The sequence below is a fragment of the Sporofaciens sp. SGI.106 genome, from assembly GCF_050314255.1.
Classification (GTDB): domain Bacteria; phylum Bacillota; class Clostridia; order Lachnospirales; family Lachnospiraceae; genus Claveliimonas.
On sequence record NZ_JBNPMZ010000003.1, the window covers coordinates 135,506 to 153,538 of the forward strand.

The following is an 18,033-nucleotide window of genomic DNA, read 5'->3' on the forward strand; positions in this document are numbered from 1 at the left end:
CCACGTAATTCTTTTTTAATTTCAATCCTTATTTTTTCTGTTCGCAAGTCTGATTTCCTACTGTACAGGAAGTCTTACATGCTGACTGACAGGATGTCTGGCACTCTCCGCATCCGCCCTTTTTCATTGTATTGTTCAGTGTCTGTGTATTTAATGTCTTTACGTGTTTCATCTTGAACACCCTCCTATTATTTTATCTGCGTCCCGTCATATGTATCAAAACAGACGGCTTATTGCTTGCACTACATTATATCACACGCATTAGGGTTTGGAAAGTGTTTTTTCAGGAAATCATTCCACCTATCATTCCTCCGCCCGCACATAAAACAAATGTAGTCAGCATATTCACTCCACTGCTGTCTAATGTGCGGTATACACCGAGTGTAATCAGGAGCAAAAGCAAAAAATAAATTATTCCAAGACACAGCCCCCAGAAAAACCTCCTCATCTTTGCCATTTTCCCAATAACGATTCCTCCCACCAGAGTCGATGTAATATAAATAGCAATGATACCTGCCGAAACAGCTTTTTCATCCAGTTCCAGCTTATACAGAAGCATTGCCAGTACAAGCAGTAAAGCTCCCGTCACGGCATACGCAATCAAAAGCGCCTTCAAGATCCAGAATACTTTCCCGTTTTTCTCCACATTCCTGTCCATATGCACTCTTCCTCCCGTCCCATCATATCATATCTAATGCATATGTAGCTGTGTCCCGGATTATACCCATGAAATAGATTGCGAATCATTATCAAAACAGTAGAAATTGCGCATACACACAATCTCTACTGTTCCATCTGACGTCCCAGAAAGCCGGCGGCACAGGCTGCCACCTTCCGTTCCAGTTCCCCAAATTTCTTTTTTTCCTCTCTGGTCAGGAAAATAACTGCTCCTATCACATCTCCTTCACACAGAATCGGATGAATGACTTCAAAAGCAAACTCTTCTTCCTGATCATTCACAATTTTCGTATAGTTCTTGTCACCGGAGGCAGCAAGTACGCATTCTCTTCCGTCAATGATACTCTCCATCTGTTTTGTAATATATCGGTCCTGCATATCTTTTTTCCCGCTTCCCGACGCCGCAATAATCTGGTCCATATCGCAGACACATACCAGGCAGCCCAGCGTCTGGGACAGGCTGTCTGCATACTGCCTTGCAAATGCAGACAATTCACCGATGGGGGAGTATTTTTTCAGGATGATCTCTCCCTCACGGTCTGTAAATATTTCCAGAGGATCACCCTCCCGTATTCTTAAGGTACGCCGGATTTCCTTTGGGATCACTACTCTTCCCAGGTCATCGATACGGCGCACAATTCCTGTTGCTTTCATATAATTATTCCTCCATTTACTGTACCTTTCAACTAAACTTTCCGTATCTGGAAATAGTATCTGTAAATGGAGGATTTTTATACGTTTATAAGAATCTCTTCATATTTTTTCTTATGCATTCTCTTCTGTTCATACATAGCCTCATCTGCACGGTCCAGAATTTCATTAATGGTAAATCCCTCTGTTCCATCAACCGAAATAATACCGCAGCTGAAGCTGGATGGATAATCCCGTCCGTCATCGCTGACAAATTCCTGAAAAATCCTTTCTATTTTTTCCCGAATTACATCCTGTCTGCTTTCACAGAAAACAATACAGAATTCATCTCCCCCGACTCTGGCAAAAATGTCATCCTTCCGGATTCTATTCTTCACCAGACAGACAAATTTTCTGATATAGTGATCGCCTTCCGCATGTCCGTAATTATCATTCACATATTTTAGATGATCCAGATCAAAATAACAAAAAACAAAGGGTCTTTTCTCTTCCAGCAGCGTTTCCATCTGCTTTATAAAATATAATCGATTGCCGATATGGGTAAGAAAATCCGTATATGCCTGATCTGAAAGCCTCTCAGCCTCCCGTTTCAGAAGTTTCTCTCTCTCTCGCAATTGTTCCGTCATGGTATTGAATGCTTCTGAAAACTCTCCCAGATAAGATACATGCTGCGAATAATCTCCGGCTGCCACCTGCTTGGCCTGCCAGGTCAGGTGATTCAGATTTGCATGAAGATTTTTCAGATTCTCACACAGGAAATTATCCCGCCCCGGGCAGGGACCTGACAAATTACCAGTGGATAAATCTGCCGAATAACTCTTCATCTCACGGACTGCCTTATCCAGATACTGCATCCCTATCCCCAGTTTTCTGAAAGGCTCATCCAGCAACGCTATATTCAGTTCCTCCGGTTCCGAATCATACAGAATACTTCTAAGGTACTCGAAAAGAATCTCACAATTTTTTTCTTCCATTTTAGCAACAATTCCTTTATTCATTCATTTCCGCACGGAAACGGCACACCCTGTCACCGGTTGCCCAGCAATCTATTTCAGTAGCCGTATATTCCTTTCCTGTATATGTAGACAATATGCCCGCGATAAAACCTTCATCATAATTGCATACCGTCTCTCCCAAAAGTGGAAGGCCGGAACAATCTGCATCCTCAGAAACAGTAAGGATCATCTTTCCTGTCTCCTCTATTCTTTCCAGACGAAGAATACCAATCTTCATCTCTTCCATGCGCGTCTGAAGCTGTGAAACAAATTCGTTCAGAGGAAGCGTCCGGTCCAGCATATGGTCAGTAAAATATTTTCCGGCACGATACCCGGCTTTTCGGAAAATTTCAACCTGTTTTTCCTTTCCAAAACACTCCGCCAGTTCTTCCTTGAGAGAATACTCCAACAGACGATACACGGATACCGGAATCATCTCCCCCATATTTCCTCTGGAGTCTTTATCATATTTCATATAATCCTCAAATGTAATCTCCGGAAGCTCTTCCAGAAAAATATTTTTATCCATACCGTTTATACCTCTCTTTTTATCCCACTGTTCATTTCGTAACATTATATCATCATAATCCTGTACATTCAAGCAACAAGACCTTTTTCCATATTTTCCAACAATAATTCATATGGTATACTACTGATTAATCAATATTATGGGAGGAATTTAAAAGGAAATGAAAGTTGTTGTTGCAATAGATTCACTAAAGGGCTGTCTTTCTTCTATGGACGCCGGAAAAGCCATACGGGAAGGGATTCTGGCTGCAAAGCCGGATGCGGAAGTAGTTATTAAACCTCTTGCTGACGGAGGTGAAGGCACCGTCGATGCTCTTATCGAAGGACTGCATGGTGAACGGGTAAATGTCACCGTTACCGGCCCCCTCGGCGATCCGGTCTCCTGCTATTACGGATATCTGAAGGAAACGAAGACTGCCATCATCGAAATGGCATCTGCTGCCGGAATTACGCTGATTAATAAGAAGAATCCGCTTCTGGCAACTACATATGGGGTCGGAGAAATGATAAACGATGCCGTCGAAAAAGGCTGCCGGAATTTCATCATCGGAATTGGAGGAAGTGCCACTAACGACGGCGGTATCGGAATGCTGAAAGCTCTTGGCTTTGAATTTCTGGACAAAAACGGGAATGACGTTGGAGAAGGCGGACAGGCACTTGGGAAAATCCATGTCATAAAAACCGATAATCAGAATCCTCTTCTGGCAGACTGCCACTTTCAGGTAGCCTGCGATGTAGCCAACCCCCTTTGTGGAAAAAATGGTGCCACCTATATTTACGGGTCTCAAAAGGGCGTCACTGAAGATTTGAAGGAAAAGCTGGATCAGGATATGGCTCACTATGCCCGAATCGCCAGTAAAACACTTGGCAGTGATTATTCCGACGTCAAGGGAGCCGGGGCGGCAGGAGGCCTTGGGTTTGCACTGCTTGGCTTCCTTCACGCTGAGCTTATTCCAGGCATCGACCTGATCATGCAGGTTTCCGGACTGGAAAATGAACTGAGAGACGCAGATATCGTCGTAACCGGTGAAGGACGACTGGATTACCAGACAATCATGGGAAAGGCACCTGTTGGCATTGCCAGACTTGCCAAAAAATACGGAATCAAAGTCATTGCATTTGCCGGAAGCGTCACTTCGGAGGCATCCGCATGTAATCGGGCCGGAATTGACGCATTCTTCCCAATTGTGCGTGGAATCACAACGTTAGAAGAGGCAATGGAACCTGAACATGCAAAATCAAACATGAGAGAAACGGTTGAACAGGTTTTTCGTCTTTTATAATTCTTTTTCACACTTTCATTTTATTTTGTGGTATGATTAATCATATACTCTTTGAAAAGGATTTATTGCTATGAAAAACATCATTCATCGTAAGACACTGCGGGAACAGGTTGCAGATGCCGTACGGAAAAAAATATTACACCATGAGCTTGAGCCCGGCATGAGGATTACCGAATCAGATCTTTGCTCCGAATTTGGTGTCAGTCATGGTCCTATTCGGGAAGCGCTTCGTCAGTTAGAGCAGGAGGGACTGGTAGAATACACGCGGAATGTAGGCTGTTCCGTTCGGAACCTCTCGCTGAACGATATTATTGAAGCCCTGCTGATTCGCGGGACCTACGAACTTACCGCCGCCCGGGCATGCAACGGTAATATCTCAGATAATGCCCTTCAGGAGATGTCAGATGTACTGGAATCCATGAAACAGATTGACGACTCAGACTACACCGAATCCATTATCAATGATAACGAATTCCACAAAATACTGATTCGGGAAGCCCATATGCCTTATCTGGTCAATGCCTGGGACGCGTTGGACTTTGCCACTTTCTTTTCATTTTACCGGCAGAAAGATGACTGTTCCACTGTGGCTGGAAAGCAATATGGAGTTCATAAAAAGCTCTATGACATTTATCTCACTAAAGACTGCCAGGCAATATGCGATACGATTTATACACATTATCATGCCTCCATCGCAAAGATGCTGTCGGACAACCATATGTCGGAAAATGATTTTCCATTTTCTTTTGATATTCTTAAACCATAAGAATCGAGTAGGAGGAATTTCCTGTTACATAAAAAATACCGGAGTGCATCATCCCACCGATACGCACCCCGGTACTTTTTATCTGGTATTAAATGGCTCTTGTATATTTTTCAAGCCATTCTTTCTCTTCCTCATTCAGATAAGGAGAAATTGTTTCATATACTTTCTTGTGATAATCATTCAGAAGCATCTTATCTTCCGCTGTCATAATATCCGGATTGATTGCATCCAGATCCATCGGAATCAAAGTAATCGCCTCAAAGTACATGAACTGTCCATATTCATTCTTCTCACCCTTGCGGCAAAGAATCTCATTTTCAAGACGAACACCATGAGAACCTTCAATATAAATTCCCGGTTCGTCAGTAATAATCATACCTTCTCTGAGAACCTCTGTCTCACCTTTGCGGTATTTCCAACGGAAACCTGCAGGCCCTTCATGAATATTCAGAAGATATCCGACACCATGTCCGGTTCCGTGATTAAAGTTCATATTCCGATCCCAGAACGGTTTTCTGGAGAGAATATCCAGTACCATACCGGTGCATCCTTCCAGGAATTTTGCATTTCCGAGCTGAAGATTACTGATAGCAACAAGTGTAAAGTCATCTTTCATCTGCTGTGTAACTTCGCCAAGTGCATAAGTTCTCGTAACATCTGTAGAGCCTTCCCAGAATCCTGCACCTGTATCGGTCAGGAAGAAGTTTCCTTCTTTCAGCTCTACATCCGTCTCCGGGGAAGAGGTATAATGAACGATTGCTCCATGTTCACCATAGGAAGCAATAGGCTCAAAGCTCGGCCGGATAAAGTTCCCCATCTCTGCACGGAGTTCATCCAGTTTCTCTGTAGCACTCATCTCGGTAATCTTCATTTTGCCTACATTTTCCTTCAGCCATTTCATGAATCTTACATGTGCAACACTGTCCTTAATCTGTGCCTTACGAATATTTTCAATCTCTACCGGATTCTTAATCGCTTTCATAAGAATAGACGGGTTTCTCTCTTCTACCTTCTTCACATTCTCAGGTATATTATTGTAAAGGGCATAATTCAGTTTATCCGGATCCATCATCACTACAGCATCCTCACCCAGCTTTGTGATATCTTCATAGATATCATTATATGGATGAAGGATGACATTCAGATCTGCCATCTGCGCTTTCATCTCTTCATTCAGTTTGCTCTCATCAATGTAAAGCTCCATGCCGTCCATTGTGATGATTGCATAGGACAGAACCAGCGGGAAGAACTCAATATCATCTCCACGGATGTTAAGTGTCCAGCAGATATCATCCAGTGTCGTAAGTACATGTGTGTTGGCCCCTGCTTTTGACATCTCTTCACGGATTCTCTTTAACTTATCTTCGGCAGATTCTCCCGCATATTCAATTCCCAGCGAAAATGCAGGTGCTTTGGAAAGCTCCGGACGGTCTGTCCAGATCAGATCAATCAGATCATCATGATAAGCAACTTTTGCGCCCTTTTTCTCTGCAATATCTGCATATTCCTGTCCTTCTCCAACAGATACCACACGTCCGTCAAATCCAAGAGTCTCTCCGGCTTTCAGAGTTTCCTCCAGATATGCTGTAAGCTCCGGCACGCCCGGCTCACCCATTTTCATCAATTCTACAGTGGTACCTTCCAGCTGTTTTGCCGCCTGAATAAAGTAACGGCCATCCGTCCAGAGACGAGCCTCATCCTTTGTAATCACAGCGGTTCCGGCTGAACCGGAAAATCCTGTAATGTATTTTCTTGCCTTAAAATATTCCCCAACATATTCGCTCTGATGAAAGTCTGCCGTCGGAACGATATAAACGTCGATTCCTTTCTCTGCCATTTTTGCACGTAAATTTGCCAATCTCTCAGGAATACTCATTATCCTACGCCTCCTAATTCCATTTCTAAAAATAAATTTTTCTCCAATTAATATTAGGATTGACAGGTACTCCTTATGTCTCCCCGCAATCCTAATACTATTTTACATGATTATAATCCAATAATCCACATGATTTTTCTACTTTTCTTCTTTTTTCTCTACCAAAGCTGATAATGGCTTATCCAAAACGATCAAAAGAACTACCGCAACAGCTGAAACTACTGCAACAATGAAGCATCCAGTCGTAAATTTCAGTGATCCTGCAAACAATCCATTGTACAGGTATCCATAGCCCTTCGCTGCAAAGAAGATTGCAAGTCCCCATACAGACTGCATGGTTGAATAAATACGGCTCGGTGCATATTTTGCAATAAACGCATTACCCAGAGGAGAGAAGAACATCTCACCAAAGGTAATCAGTAATGAAAAGATTAACAGCCACAGACAGCTGATCTGACCATCGCCACGCATAACATCAAGCAATGCGAAGAACAGATAACCAACACCAAGAGTACCAATACCCAGTGCACATTTCTTATAAATACTGATATCTCCCTTTGGTCTGTTCTGCAGATAGTTCCAGAGTTTCGGTGTAACGAATGTACCAACCAGTACACAGAACAGAGCATTAGATGCATCAAACCATGTAAGCGGCACATTATATCCTGCAACTACCCAGTTCGCATTCTCGCCCCAGTGATAGTATACCGGCAGGTAAGCCAGATACCAGAAGATCCAGAAAATAATCGCGAACGCAGATACCAGAACGATTGCTGCAATTCTCTTTTTCTCCAGTACAGTGTAAGGAATCTTTTTCGCCTCTTTGTTCTTTGCTTTCATTTCTGCTTCCTGAGCAAGCTCTTCAGCAGTCTTTTCTTTCTTAAATGGTTTCTTACCGGCATCACCCATGAAGCGTGATCCAACTGCAAACCAGATTGCTCCCAGGAACATCAGGACTGCTGCCACCTTAAAGCATGGTCTGAATCCGAGAACTTCACCTTTAGCAAATACATCCTGATACAGAATACCAACCAGAAACGGTCCGGCACATGCACCAATATTAACCAGTCCATAACGGATAGAATATGCTGCATTGAGCTGTTCTCTCGGCACAATACGTCCGATCAACGGACCAGTCTTATAAAATGCAAGACCGATACTGATACACCATATCATAGCATACATCATTGTACTGTCTGTTGCCATGGAACCAAGCCAGTAACCGATACCACAGAGAACCATGCCGACAGGTGTCGTATATCTTGCACCAATCAGACGGTCACAGACAATCGCACACACAATCGGAAGACCGTAGGAAAATGCGGTCAGGTTAGACTGCATATTGGCAGCCACACCATCAGACAGACCAAGTCCTCCCTGTGCAACAGCTGTAGCTACGAATACCAGAAGAATCGAACGTCCCAGATAATAGGAAAAACGTTCAAAAATTTCTGTCGTAGAACATGCCCAGAACCCAAGTGGGTATTTTTGTTTTTGAGTACTCATTTACTCATCCTCCTTTTTCCCTGTACCTTTTCTCAATTACATTCCATCAGCTTCTTGATACAAGGCACTTCATTAGAAATTGTGTATTATAGATTATAAATTATTGATAATCTATAATTAATTATATAATATGCACATACTCCTGTCAAGAAAACTACCCTCTCAATTGAAAATAAAACTCTTCCAGTTCTTTTTCATCCATCAGTACAGGAACCGGATACAGGGGATTGGCCTCCTTATCTGCATAGTGGGCAAGCTTCGGAATATCCTCTTCTCTGATTTCAGGTATCCTATTCCCAATACCGAACCTTTCCTTCATATCCTTAATTGCATCAATGAACAGCTCTGCCGCTTCATCAGCCGGAGTATCTTTATCGGCAAGCTTCGCCGCAACCGCAAGCCTGTGCAGCTTTTTATGTATCTTCTCCCCGTAGGCCTCCAGCACAAATGGAAGGAGCACTGCATTGGCAAGACCATGGGGCACATTGTACTCTCCTCCCAGGGAATGAGCCACTGCATGCACATATCCCACATAAGATTTCGTAAAAGCACAGCCCGCAAAGTAAGAAGCCTTCAGCATATTTCTCCTTGCCTCTATATTCGTACCATCCTCAAATGCCTGATCCAGATTTTCGAAAATCAGTTCCACCGCCATCAAAGCATCCTTCCTGGTTCCCGGTGTAGTCGAATTACCGATATATGCCTCCACCGCGTGAGTCAGCGCGTCCATTCCGGTGGTTGCTGTAATGTGTGGCGGAAGGCTCACTGTTACCTTCGGATCCAGCACTGCATATCTGGGAATCAGCGGAAAATCATTGATGGCATATTTATGTCTGGTCTGAGCATCGGTAATCACTGCTGCCAGCGTGGTCTCACTTCCCGTTCCCGCTGTAGTCGGAATTGCAATCAGAAGGGGCAGCTTCTTATGTACTTTCAGGATTCCCTTCATCCTGGAAAGTGGCTGGTGCGGCTTTGCCACCCGGGCTCCCACTGCCTTGGCGCAGTCCATACTGGAGCCTCCGCCGAATCCGATAATCGCATTACAATCGTATTCATAATACATATCCAGTGCATCTGCCACATTATCCGTCGTAGGATTTGCCACTGTTTTATCATATATTACATAGGAGATTCCATCTTCCTGGAGTGCACTTTCCAACCGTGCCGTAAGTCCCAGCCCATGCACGCCCGCATCCGTGATAATCAGAACACTGTCACATTTCTTTTTCCGGATAATTTCCGGAAGAAGCTTGACACTCTTTACAATCTCCGGTTTTCGATAGGGCAAAAACGGCAGGGCCAGCTTAAAAGCCATCTGAAATGTTCTGCAATATATTTTTCTACCTGTATTCATAGTATCCACACCTTTCCTATTCATTTTGAATATCAAAATATCTTATTTTCAAACAAAATGACTATAGCAGGAGGATTTAAACTTGTCAACCCGCCTTCTGAAAGGTTGAAATCCTCACTTTCATCTGCTACAATAGGAAAATATCAAGATAACATCATATGGAGGGAATCATCATGAGTAAAATCGACGAAGTAAGAAGTGCCATGGTCGCAGCAATGAAGTCCGGCGACAAAGAAACAAAAGAAACTCTGTCCATGCTTCTGGCTGCTCTTAAGAATAAGGCCATTGACAAACGTGGTGACCTGACACCCGAAGAAGAGATTCAGGTAATTTTAAAAGAAATTAAACAGACAAAAGAAACTCTGGAAATGACTCCGGCAGACCGCACTGAGATCATTGAAGAGTGTAATAAACGCCTTTCTGTTCTGGAACAGTATGCACCGAAGATGATGGATGAATCCGAGATTAAGGATGTCATCAGCGCTACTCTTGCAGAACTTGGAATTGATGCTCCTACCGGCAAAGACAAGGGACGTATCATGAAGAGCCTGATGCCGAAGGTGAAAGGCAAAGCTGACGGCAAGCTGGTCAACGAGATTCTGACTACCTTCATGCAATAAAAAAGAGACCCGTATCAAAAACGGGTCTCTTTTTGCTCACTTTATTCTCCTGCAGCATCTGCCACATCATCTGTCTGAGCCTCATCTGCATAGGGTTCTGACTCTTCAATCTTCATGGTGACGCTCAGCTCATTGAAATCAACTTTTTTCCATACTTTCTCGTTCACTTCAATCTTCGCATCTTTACGCCACTGCTCCAGAACTTCATCCATCTTTTCCTGTTTACGCTGGGAGCGGATATTTTCTTTCTCAGTCTCAGTCGCTTCTTTATCAAACAGACTTACCAGCTTCGCAACATAGTAACCGTTATCACCTTCTACAACGTCTGTGATTTCTCCCTCTTTCAGAGCATCTGCCGCTTTGGCAAGCTGTTCCGGAATCGTCATAGTCTCTTCCCCATCGAAGGTAGCATCCTTTGCTTCCTGCTCCTGTTCCGTTGCATATGCTGCAAAATCCTTAGCTGTTTTCGCTCCTTTTGCAAATGCCTCTGCTGTTTTCTTAAGCTCAGCCTTCTCGTCATCTGTCAGTTCCACAGAATTTCCATCCTCATCTGTTGTTGTAAACGGAAATACCACATATTGCATCTTCTTCTGTGCCGCTTCCTCATCAGATACTTCCAGGTCAGCAGTTGCCTTAATTGCATTATCCATCTTTACCTGAATAGTAAAGAGTGTAAGCAGTCGCTCTACCGTCTTCTCAGAACCGGAAACCTTGTCTTTCTCGTCCAGCCCATTTGCCTCATCAAAATCTGTAGCTGCATTTTTAATAGATTTTTCATCTTCTTCGGTTATCTCAACCTCATACTCTTCCATGTGGTCTTCCAGAAGATACATATCCTCCAGAGCCTCTAAAACAGAATCCTTGACAGACTCTTCATAGGTTTTTCCTTCTTCTGCCTCACTGCTCCACATATCTTCACCCAGATAACCGGCATAATAGGTTTCATACTGAGCCTGAGTAAATCTTGCATAAAAATTCGCAATATCAGCAGTAATCTCATCTCCATCTACCGTTGCGACTACATCCTTATCACTCAGTCCGCCTGCACATCCGGTCAGTGACGTTACCGTCATAGCACCCGCAAGTGCAAGAACTGCTAATCTTCTCTTCATGGTCTTACCATACCCTCCTTCGTATTTTAACCTGTTTATTATAACCTTTTTCCCTTACTCAAGCAATCCTTTCAGAGAAATTAACACATTTTTCACAACTTCAAGGACATCCTCATCCTTCTCTTTTTTATTTTTACCCTGTTTTTTGTACACAAAGCAGGGCGGCTCCTCCGGCTTAAACACCAGACTTCCCTTATACTGCGCAATCAACTGCGGAATCCGTTCCGGATGTACTTTTGCCTTTTCATACATAATAAATGTGTACTGTTCGCCTTTTTGCTCTACCGCTGTCACATAAGCCTGATGTGCCATTGCTTTCAGGTTGGCAATATTCAAAAGCTGCTGTACCTTCCGCGGAATATCACCAAACCGGTCTATCAGCTCTTCGATCATATCATCCATTTCTTCTTCATTTTCAATCACAGCAATTCGTTTATATACATCCAGTTTCTGATATTCATTTGGAATATAAGAATCCGGAATGTAAGCATCCACATTCAGATCCATGGTAGTATTAAAGGCTTCTTCATCCGTCTCCCCTTTCAGATGCCGAACCGCTTCGTTCAGCATCTTGCAATAAAGGTCGTATCCGACCGCCTCCATATGTCCATGCTGTGCCTCTCCCAGAAGACTTCCCGCTCCACGGATCTCCAGATCCCTCATGGCAATCTTGAAACCGGAACCGAGATCTGTAAATTCCCGGATAGCCGCAAGACGTTTTTCCGCCACTTCTTTCAGGAGCTTATCCCGGCGATAGAGCAGGAATGCGTAAGCCATCCGGTTTGAGCGTCCCACTCTTCCCCGAAGCTGGTAAAGCTGGGACAGTCCCAACCGGTCAGAATCGTGGATAATAATTGTATTTACATTGGAAATGTCCAGCCCCGTCTCAATAATGGTCGTGGAGACCAGCACATCAATCTCGCCGTTTATGAAGTCAAACATAATCCTCTCCAGCTGATTTTCCCGCATCTGTCCATGGGCAAATGCCACATTTACATCCGGTACCAGCTTCTGAATATGGTCGGTTATTTCATCAATATCCTCCACCCGGTTATATACGTAGTAGACCTGTCCCTGTCTGGCACATTCCCGTTCAATAGCCTCCCGGACCATCTCGTCATTATATTCCATAACATAGGTCTGGATCGGCATACGTTCCTCCGGCGCCTCTTCCAGTACACTCATATCACGAATACCGATCAGGCTCATATGCAGTGTTCTTGGTATTGGAGTAGCCGTAAGGGTCAGAACATCCACATTTTCCTTTAACTTCTTGATTTTCTCTTTATGCTGCACGCCAAACCGCTGCTCTTCATCGATAATCAGAAGACCAAGATCCTTATATTTGATATCATCGCTCAGTACCCGGTGGGTTCCGATGATAATATCCACCAGTCCCCTTTTGGTATCTTCGATAGTCTTTTTCTGCTGGGCAGCCGTACGGAATCTACACATCAGATCCACCCGCACCGGGAATTCCTTCATTCTCTGGAGGAAGGTATTATAATGCTGCTGGGCAAGAATGGTTGTGGGAACCAGATACACGACCTGCTTATTTTCCTGCACTGCCTTAAAGGCCGCGCGGATAGCAACCTCTGTCTTTCCATATCCCACATCCCCACAGATCAGACGGTCCATAATCTTCGTGCTTTCCATATCCTTCTTCACTGCCTCAATGGCAAGAAGCTGGTCCTCCGTCTCCTCAAACGGAAACATTTCCTCAAACTCCTTCTGCCAGACCGTATCTTCTCCGTATACAAATCCTTCTTTTTCCTGTCTGGCAGCATAGAGCTCCACCAGATCTTTCGCAATGGCTCTGACCGCTCCCCGCACGCGGTTCCTGGTCTTGGTCCACTCCTGGGTTCCCAGCCGGTTCAGCTTCGGCTTCTTCGCATCCGAACTTGCATATTTCTGGATCAGATCGAGCTGAGTCGCCGGAATATAGAGATTTCCTCCTTTATCATAGGAAATCTTCATATAATCCTTGGCTACTTTATCTACTTCAATCTTTTCAATTCCCTGATAAATACCCAGGCCGTGATTTTCATGAACCACGTAGTCTCCCGGCTTTAATTCAGAAAAACTCTGAATCTTCCGCCCCTCATAGGTTTTTCTCTTTTTCTTTTTTTTGCCTTTTCCGAAAATATCTGTTTCGGATATTACCACAAATTTTAAAAGAGGGTATTCATATCCTTCCGCTACATGACCGTAGGTAGTCATGATCTCTCCGGGTTTCACTTCCCGGTCCATCTCGTCACTGTAAAAGCTGCTCAGATTATAGTCCCTTAAATCCTCCGCCAGCCGTTTCGCCCTTGTCCTGGAACCGGACAAAAGAATCACGCGGCTTCCGTTCCGCTTTAGCCTCTTCAGATCTCTGGTCAGCATTTCAAAACTGTTATTATAAGGATTTACACTCTTTGCATGAATCTGATATTTCTGACAGATATGAAACTCTCCACAACGGGTATCCAGAGCCGAGAACCCGACGGAGCCATATCTGTTCATCTTTTTTATGACTTCCGACTTGTGATAGAGCTTCATCTCTTCTCCTGTAATCTCACAGCCGCTCTCCAGGCGCTTTGCCTGGGCCTCAACAAATTCTTCCTCTACCGCTGTTCCCTTTTCCACAAGCCTCACCGGCTCATCCAGAAAAAGGATCGTATCCTCCACAGGAAAGTAATCCAGAAAGGATACTCTCTTCGCTTCTTCTGTCGGGAAATCATCTGCAGGATAGATATCCACCCCCTCCAGATTCTCTATGGAACGCTGACTGTCCACATCGAAGGTACGGATAGAATCCACCTCATCTCCCCACAGTTCTATTCGAACCGGCAATTCCTCCGTCAGGGGATAAATATCCAGAATGCCACCCCGGACAGCAAACTGCCCCGGACCATTCACCTGTTCCTCTCTCTCATACCCATTGACTGCAAGCCGCTTCTGAATCGCGTTAAAATCTATCACCATTCCATTTTCAATGGAAATCATCCTGCTTTTTATCTCCTCTTTCGGGAGCAGGGCATCCATAAACCCATCAAAGCTTGTAACTACCGTAAGCTCTTCCAGCTCCAGAAGTGCCTGCACCACCGCCATTCTCTGCTTCAAAAGCTCCTTTCCCCGGATATCCACCTGATAAAACAGGAAATCCTTGGCCGGATACAGCCACACATTCTTATCCAGAAAGCGGTATTCCTCATAAACCTGCCTGGCCTTTGACTCACTGGAACAGGCGATGACTCTGTAAGGAAAGCCATCGCCAAGAGCATACATCATATGTGTTTTCTGTGAATTCACGCAGCCGGATATCTGTATCATTCCCGACTGTTTCCCGCGTTTTTTCCGGATCTCTTCAAACTCTGCCAGTTCGTATAACGGCCTGATTAGGGCTTGCATATTCTATGACTCCTTTGATTTTATCTTCTTATTGAATACATTCATGGCAGCCTCCGTATCACCGGTGACCATCATTTCCACCGCTTTTACTGCACGTTTGTATCCTTCCTCCATCAGTTCCCTGTCTTCTTTGGAAAAATGTCCCAGCACATAATCTGCCAGATCATACTGCTTCGGCTTTTCTCCTACTCCCACCTTGATACGAAGAAATACATCCGTACCAAGATGGGAAATAATACTTTTAATTCCATTGTGTCCTCCGGCACTGCCCTTTTTCCGGATGCGGAGCTGTCCCACATCCAGACTCACGTCATCGTATATGATCAGAAGCTCCGATTCTTCATCTATTTTATAATAATCCACAAGACCGCGGATACTCTCACCGCTCAGATTCATATAAGTCTGCGGCTTTGCAAGGATCACCTTCTGTCCTCCAATGATCCCCTTACCTATAAATGCACGGTTCTTTCTATAATCCACAGAAATATTATATGCATCCGCAATCGCATCTATCACATCAAACCCCACATTATGACGTGTTCCCTCATACTGAAGTGTAGGATTTCCAAGTCCAGCAATAATAAACATACCTATTCCACCTTTCCTTTTGCATACCCATTCTACAGGAAGCTGATTCTTTTGTCACGCATTTTAGCATAATTCTTTCCGGCCTGTCATACATTATATAAAGTAAGAATATGATTCAGCCTATGGGAGGATATTATGGGTTCCAAAACAAAAATTGTTGTACTACATATGAAAGAAATCATTTACACAGCCATATTCGCTGTGCTGGCTATAATTCTGATTCTGCTTCTGGTGTTTATGTTTCGTCCCGGAGCCAAAAAAGATGCAGGAAATACAGAAAAGTTTACCCCGGGCGTCTATACTTCCACCGTCTCGTTAAACAACACGGCCCTTGAAGTAGAAGTAACTGTGGACGAATCCCATATTAACTCTATTCGATTTGCCAATCTGGATGAAACGGTTACCACCATGTTCCCGCTGATTCAGCCGACCATGGAAGAAATTGCGCAGCAGATCTGCGAAAAACAGTCCCTGAATGACGTCCAGTATTCTGAACAGACTCCCTATACTTCCCAAGTCATCATAAATGCCATCGATGATGCCCTGAAAAAAGCCGCAGTCAAATAGCTGCGGCTTCTTCATTGTCCCTCATCTCATTTTCAAAGAACGTATACTACCCTTCCACGATCAGATACTGTCCGCTCGGGAGTGGAAAGACTTCTGCTGCCTCTTCAATCTCTTCCAGAGACATTCCATCCACATCCAGCCCCTCTTCTTCCAGAAATTCCTGTACCTGCTGGATACTGTTCACTACAACAGCCATGCAGTCCTCCAGAAAAGCCTCTGCTTCCTCCAGCGTCTCCGCCACAGGTTCATCAAATAACTGTCCCTGATTCTCCAGAAATGTCTTCAGGCATTCTTCATCATATTCATACATCTCAGACATCCTCCCTTGTGTTTTATAGTATGAATTGTAGTAATTCTTCCGGTCTGTCAATTACATATTCTGCACCGGCATCTTTCAGAAGTTCTCTGGAACGAAAGCCCCATGATACACCTACGCATCTGACACCTGCCGCCTTCCCGGTAAAGATATCTACCTCAGAATCTCCCACGTACAGGCATTCCTCCTTCGAGACTCCCATCTGTTCCATCAGCAGATACACGCCTGCCGGATCGGGTTTTCTAGGGATCTCGTCACACTGCCCCTGAACGCAGGTGAACACATCTTCGCCAAAAATAGTCTTCACCACGTCTACCGTCTGTCCATGAGGCTTATTGGAGAGCACTCCAAGCATCACATTCTGACGCTTCAGATCTTCCAGCATGTGACAGATTCCATCATAAGGTGCTACATGATATGTACAGTTCTGACCGAATATACGCCGATACACTTCCATACCCTCATTAAGCCGTGATGCGCCCTCATCGCCTGATGCCTTCAGCGCCTTTTCAATCAGAACTTTTGCTCCATTTCCAACAAAGCTCCTGCACTGATCCGGGGTTATCTTTGGGAATCCCATCTCCTCCAGTGTGAGATTCACTGAATAGGTCAGGGATTCCAAAGTGTCTGTAAGTGTTCCATCCAAGTCAAAAATACAAGCTCTCATAATAACGTTCCTGCTCACTCCTTTTCTTTTATGCATATATCATATTATGAACGATTAGAAAATGCAACCATATGGAACAGGAAAATCAAAGGAATGTCCACATATTTTTCTTCGGCCATATTTTTCTTCAGCACAGGTACTGCCGCATCTGCTTTAATGCATTCTTTTCCAGCCGGCTCACCTGAGCCTGAGATATCCGAACCTCCTGTGCAACCTCCATCTGAGTCTTTCCTTCAAAAAAACGAAGCTTTATGATATACCTTTCCCTTTCTCCCAGTCGCTCCATAGCCGCCTCCAGGGACAGGTCCTCAATCCATTTCTCTTCCCGGTTCTTCTTGTCACTGATCTGATCCATCACATACAAAGCATCCCCTCCGTCACTGTACACCGGTTCCTGCAGGCTCATAGGCACCTGGATCGCATCCAGTGCAAATACAATGTCCTCCTTGGAAATGCCGATCTCATCTGCAATTTCCTGGACAGTCGGCTCTTTTTGATGCTGTTTCACATAATTTTCTTTTGCGTAAATAGCTTTATATGCCGTATCCCGAAGAGACCGGCTGACCCGGATGGAATTATTATCCCTCATATACCGGCGTATTTCCCCGATGATCATAGGAACCGCATAAGTCGAGAATTTTACATCCAGCTCTGTATTAAAATTATTGATCGCTTTAATCAGACCGATACATCCAATCTGAAATAAATCATCCGGATTTTCATTGCTGTTTGAAAAACGCTTGATTACGCTCAGCACCAGTCTGAGATTGCCTTTAATATACCGCTCCTTTGCCTCCTCATCCCCCTCTTTAATGCGGGCAAACAGTTCTTCTTTCTCCTCCTCACTCAGAATCGGAAGCTTTGAAGTATTCACTCCGCAGATTTCTACTTTTCCCTGTGCCATAATCAGAACCTCCTAGATGTATTTATGATTTATCTAGTAAAAATGATGCTCCGAGTATTCTTCAGGTATTCGTTCCATAGAAAAATTTAATAAAGTTTTATCCCTTGACATACCATTCATGCATTTTTTTCCACACATCAAGCATTTTCCCTTTTCCATAAACTGGCAGTATGATATACTTTGCGTGTCTGAATAAAAAACGATATAATTCTATTATTTCAAAAGGAGT

18 protein-coding genes are annotated in these 18,033 nt (G+C 44.0%); 4 read left to right on the forward strand and 14 right to left on the reverse strand.

Annotated elements, in window-relative coordinates:
• Positions 1 to 28 precede the first annotated feature (28 nt).
• The 5 genes from scfA to ACQRCC_RS03735 all read right to left on the reverse strand — a co-directional run bounded on the left by scfA (position 29) and on the right by ACQRCC_RS03735 (position 2,853).
• Positions 29 to 172 (reverse strand): six-cysteine ranthipeptide SCIFF, encoded by a 144-nt coding sequence (gene scfA, locus ACQRCC_RS03715; protein ID WP_158367707.1) that lies wholly within the window; start codon positions 170 to 172, stop codon positions 29 to 31.
• A 111-nt stretch (positions 173 to 283) separates the two neighbouring features.
• On the reverse strand, positions 284 to 658 hold the full coding sequence (locus tag ACQRCC_RS03720) for a TIGR04086 family membrane protein (protein ID WP_427849453.1): 375 nt from the start codon (positions 656 to 658) through the stop codon (positions 284 to 286).
• A 125-nt stretch (positions 659 to 783) separates the two neighbouring features.
• On the reverse strand, positions 784 to 1,332 hold the full coding sequence (gene spoVT, locus ACQRCC_RS03725; RefSeq protein WP_427849454.1) for a stage V sporulation protein T: 549 nt from the start codon (positions 1,330 to 1,332) through the stop codon (positions 784 to 786).
• A gap of 77 nt (positions 1,333 to 1,409) precedes the next feature.
• A complete protein-coding gene (locus ACQRCC_RS03730; RefSeq protein ID WP_427849455.1) occupies positions 1,410 to 2,303 on the reverse strand; it encodes a GGDEF domain-containing protein in 894 nt (297 codons plus the stop codon).
• Between the two features lie 16 nt (positions 2,304 to 2,319).
• A complete protein-coding gene (locus ACQRCC_RS03735; RefSeq protein ID WP_427849456.1) occupies positions 2,320 to 2,853 on the reverse strand; it encodes a V4R domain-containing protein in 534 nt (177 codons plus the stop codon).
• A 160-nt stretch (positions 2,854 to 3,013) separates the two neighbouring features.
• Here ACQRCC_RS03735 and ACQRCC_RS03740 point away from each other — a divergent pair, with 160 nt between their 5' ends.
• Positions 3,014 to 4,135: a glycerate kinase gene (locus ACQRCC_RS03740; protein ID WP_427849457.1), complete on the forward strand. Its 1,122-nt coding sequence runs from the start codon at positions 3,014 to 3,016 to the stop codon at positions 4,133 to 4,135.
• 70 nt (positions 4,136 to 4,205) lie between these two features.
• A complete protein-coding gene (locus tag ACQRCC_RS03745) occupies positions 4,206 to 4,901 on the forward strand; it encodes a GntR family transcriptional regulator (protein WP_427849458.1) in 696 nt (231 codons plus the stop codon).
• A gap of 88 nt (positions 4,902 to 4,989) precedes the next feature.
• Here ACQRCC_RS03745 and ACQRCC_RS03750 read toward each other — a convergent pair whose 3' ends face one another.
• The 3 genes from ACQRCC_RS03750 to ACQRCC_RS03760 form a co-directional block, all read right to left on the reverse strand.
• The gene (locus ACQRCC_RS03750; protein ID WP_427849459.1) at positions 4,990 to 6,777 is read right to left on the reverse strand and encodes an aminopeptidase P family N-terminal domain-containing protein; all 1,788 of its coding nucleotides are present in this window, start codon (positions 6,775 to 6,777) and stop codon (positions 4,990 to 4,992) included.
• Positions 6,778 to 6,915: 138 nt separating this feature from the next.
• Positions 6,916 to 8,283 carry a peptide MFS transporter gene (locus ACQRCC_RS03755; RefSeq protein ID WP_427849460.1) on the reverse strand — a complete coding sequence of 456 codons (1,368 nt, stop codon included), beginning with the start codon at positions 8,281 to 8,283 and terminating at the stop codon, positions 6,916 to 6,918.
• 154 nt (positions 8,284 to 8,437) lie between these two features.
• The gene (locus tag ACQRCC_RS03760; RefSeq protein ID WP_427849461.1) at positions 8,438 to 9,637 is read right to left on the reverse strand and encodes an iron-containing alcohol dehydrogenase; all 1,200 of its coding nucleotides are present in this window, start codon (positions 9,635 to 9,637) and stop codon (positions 8,438 to 8,440) included.
• A 173-nt stretch (positions 9,638 to 9,810) separates the two neighbouring features.
• Here ACQRCC_RS03760 and ACQRCC_RS03765 point away from each other — a divergent pair, with 173 nt between their 5' ends.
• On the forward strand, positions 9,811 to 10,257 hold the full coding sequence (locus ACQRCC_RS03765; RefSeq protein ID WP_427849462.1) for a GatB/YqeY domain-containing protein: 447 nt from the start codon (positions 9,811 to 9,813) through the stop codon (positions 10,255 to 10,257).
• A gap of 41 nt (positions 10,258 to 10,298) precedes the next feature.
• Here ACQRCC_RS03765 and ACQRCC_RS03770 read toward each other — a convergent pair whose 3' ends face one another.
• From ACQRCC_RS03770 to pth, 3 genes are read right to left on the reverse strand one after another with little or no spacing between them, the layout of a single operon-like run.
• Positions 10,299 to 11,369 carry a peptidylprolyl isomerase gene (locus ACQRCC_RS03770; RefSeq protein ID WP_427849463.1) on the reverse strand — a complete coding sequence of 357 codons (1,071 nt, stop codon included), beginning with the start codon at positions 11,367 to 11,369 and terminating at the stop codon, positions 10,299 to 10,301.
• Between the two features lie 54 nt (positions 11,370 to 11,423).
• Complete coding sequence (mfd, locus tag ACQRCC_RS03775) at positions 11,424 to 14,762, reverse strand: transcription-repair coupling factor (protein WP_427849464.1); 3,339 nt, start codon at positions 14,760 to 14,762, stop codon at positions 11,424 to 11,426.
• Between the two features lie 3 nt (positions 14,763 to 14,765).
• Complete coding sequence (gene pth / locus ACQRCC_RS03780) at positions 14,766 to 15,350, reverse strand: aminoacyl-tRNA hydrolase (RefSeq protein ID WP_427849465.1); 585 nt, start codon at positions 15,348 to 15,350, stop codon at positions 14,766 to 14,768.
• Between the two features lie 135 nt (positions 15,351 to 15,485).
• Here pth and ACQRCC_RS03785 point away from each other — a divergent pair, with 135 nt between their 5' ends.
• Positions 15,486 to 15,917, forward strand: a complete 432-nt coding sequence (locus ACQRCC_RS03785; protein ID WP_427849466.1) for an FMN-binding protein — start codon at positions 15,486 to 15,488, stop codon at positions 15,915 to 15,917.
• Positions 15,918 to 15,963: 46 nt separating this feature from the next.
• Here ACQRCC_RS03785 and ACQRCC_RS03790 read toward each other — a convergent pair whose 3' ends face one another.
• The 3 genes from ACQRCC_RS03790 to sigG form a co-directional block, all read right to left on the reverse strand.
• Entirely contained in the window at positions 15,964 to 16,227 is a 264-nt protein-coding gene (locus ACQRCC_RS03790) for a glyoxalase (protein WP_427849467.1), read from the reverse strand.
• A gap of 22 nt (positions 16,228 to 16,249) precedes the next feature.
• Positions 16,250 to 16,900, reverse strand: coding sequence for an HAD family hydrolase (locus ACQRCC_RS03795; protein ID WP_427849468.1), 651 nt, complete (start codon positions 16,898 to 16,900; stop codon positions 16,250 to 16,252).
• 127 nt (positions 16,901 to 17,027) lie between these two features.
• Positions 17,028 to 17,804, reverse strand: a complete 777-nt coding sequence (gene sigG / locus ACQRCC_RS03800) for an RNA polymerase sporulation sigma factor SigG (RefSeq protein ID WP_427849469.1) — start codon at positions 17,802 to 17,804, stop codon at positions 17,028 to 17,030.
• Between the last annotated feature and the right edge of the window lie 229 nt (positions 17,805 to 18,033).

Bases quoted from the DNA above. Each gene is read 5' to 3' on its own strand.
- ACQRCC_RS03735 (WP_427849456.1), bottom strand. From the start codon at position 2,853: ATGGATAAAAATATTTTTCTGGAAGAGCTTCCGGAGATTACATTTGAG.
- sigG (WP_427849469.1), bottom strand. From the start codon at position 17,804: ATGGCACAGGGAAAAGTAGAAATCTGCGGAGTGAATACTTCAAAGCTT.
- ACQRCC_RS03745 (WP_427849458.1), top strand. From the start codon at position 4,206: ATGAAAAACATCATTCATCGTAAGACACTGCGGGAACAGGTTGCAGAT.
- ACQRCC_RS03740 (WP_427849457.1), top strand. From the start codon at position 3,014: ATGAAAGTTGTTGTTGCAATAGATTCACTAAAGGGCTGTCTTTCTTCT.
- ACQRCC_RS03785 (WP_427849466.1), top strand. From the start codon at position 15,486: ATGGGTTCCAAAACAAAAATTGTTGTACTACATATGAAAGAAATCATT.
- ACQRCC_RS03755 (WP_427849460.1), bottom strand. From the start codon at position 8,283: ATGAGTACTCAAAAACAAAAATACCCACTTGGGTTCTGGGCATGTTCT.
- ACQRCC_RS03730 (WP_427849455.1), bottom strand. From the start codon at position 2,303: ATGGAAGAAAAAAATTGTGAGATTCTTTTCGAGTACCTTAGAAGTATT.
- mfd (WP_427849464.1), bottom strand. From the start codon at position 14,762: ATGCAAGCCCTAATCAGGCCGTTATACGAACTGGCAGAGTTTGAAGAG.
- ACQRCC_RS03770 (WP_427849463.1), bottom strand. From the start codon at position 11,369: ATGAAGAGAAGATTAGCAGTTCTTGCACTTGCGGGTGCTATGACGGTA.
- ACQRCC_RS03795 (WP_427849468.1), bottom strand. From the start codon at position 16,900: ATGAGAGCTTGTATTTTTGACTTGGATGGAACACTTACAGACACTTTG.
- spoVT (WP_427849454.1), bottom strand. From the start codon at position 1,332: ATGAAAGCAACAGGAATTGTGCGCCGTATCGATGACCTGGGAAGAGTA.
- ACQRCC_RS03765 (WP_427849462.1), top strand. From the start codon at position 9,811: ATGAGTAAAATCGACGAAGTAAGAAGTGCCATGGTCGCAGCAATGAAG.
- ACQRCC_RS03760 (WP_427849461.1), bottom strand. From the start codon at position 9,637: ATGAATACAGGTAGAAAAATATATTGCAGAACATTTCAGATGGCTTTT.
- scfA (WP_158367707.1), bottom strand. From the start codon at position 172: ATGAAACACGTAAAGACATTAAATACACAGACACTGAACAATACAATG.
- ACQRCC_RS03720 (WP_427849453.1), bottom strand. From the start codon at position 658: ATGGACAGGAATGTGGAGAAAAACGGGAAAGTATTCTGGATCTTGAAG.
- ACQRCC_RS03790 (WP_427849467.1), bottom strand. From the start codon at position 16,227: ATGTATGAATATGATGAAGAATGCCTGAAGACATTTCTGGAGAATCAG.
- ACQRCC_RS03750 (WP_427849459.1), bottom strand. From the start codon at position 6,777: ATGAGTATTCCTGAGAGATTGGCAAATTTACGTGCAAAAATGGCAGAG.
- pth (WP_427849465.1), bottom strand. From the start codon at position 15,350: ATGTTTATTATTGCTGGACTTGGAAATCCTACACTTCAGTATGAGGGA.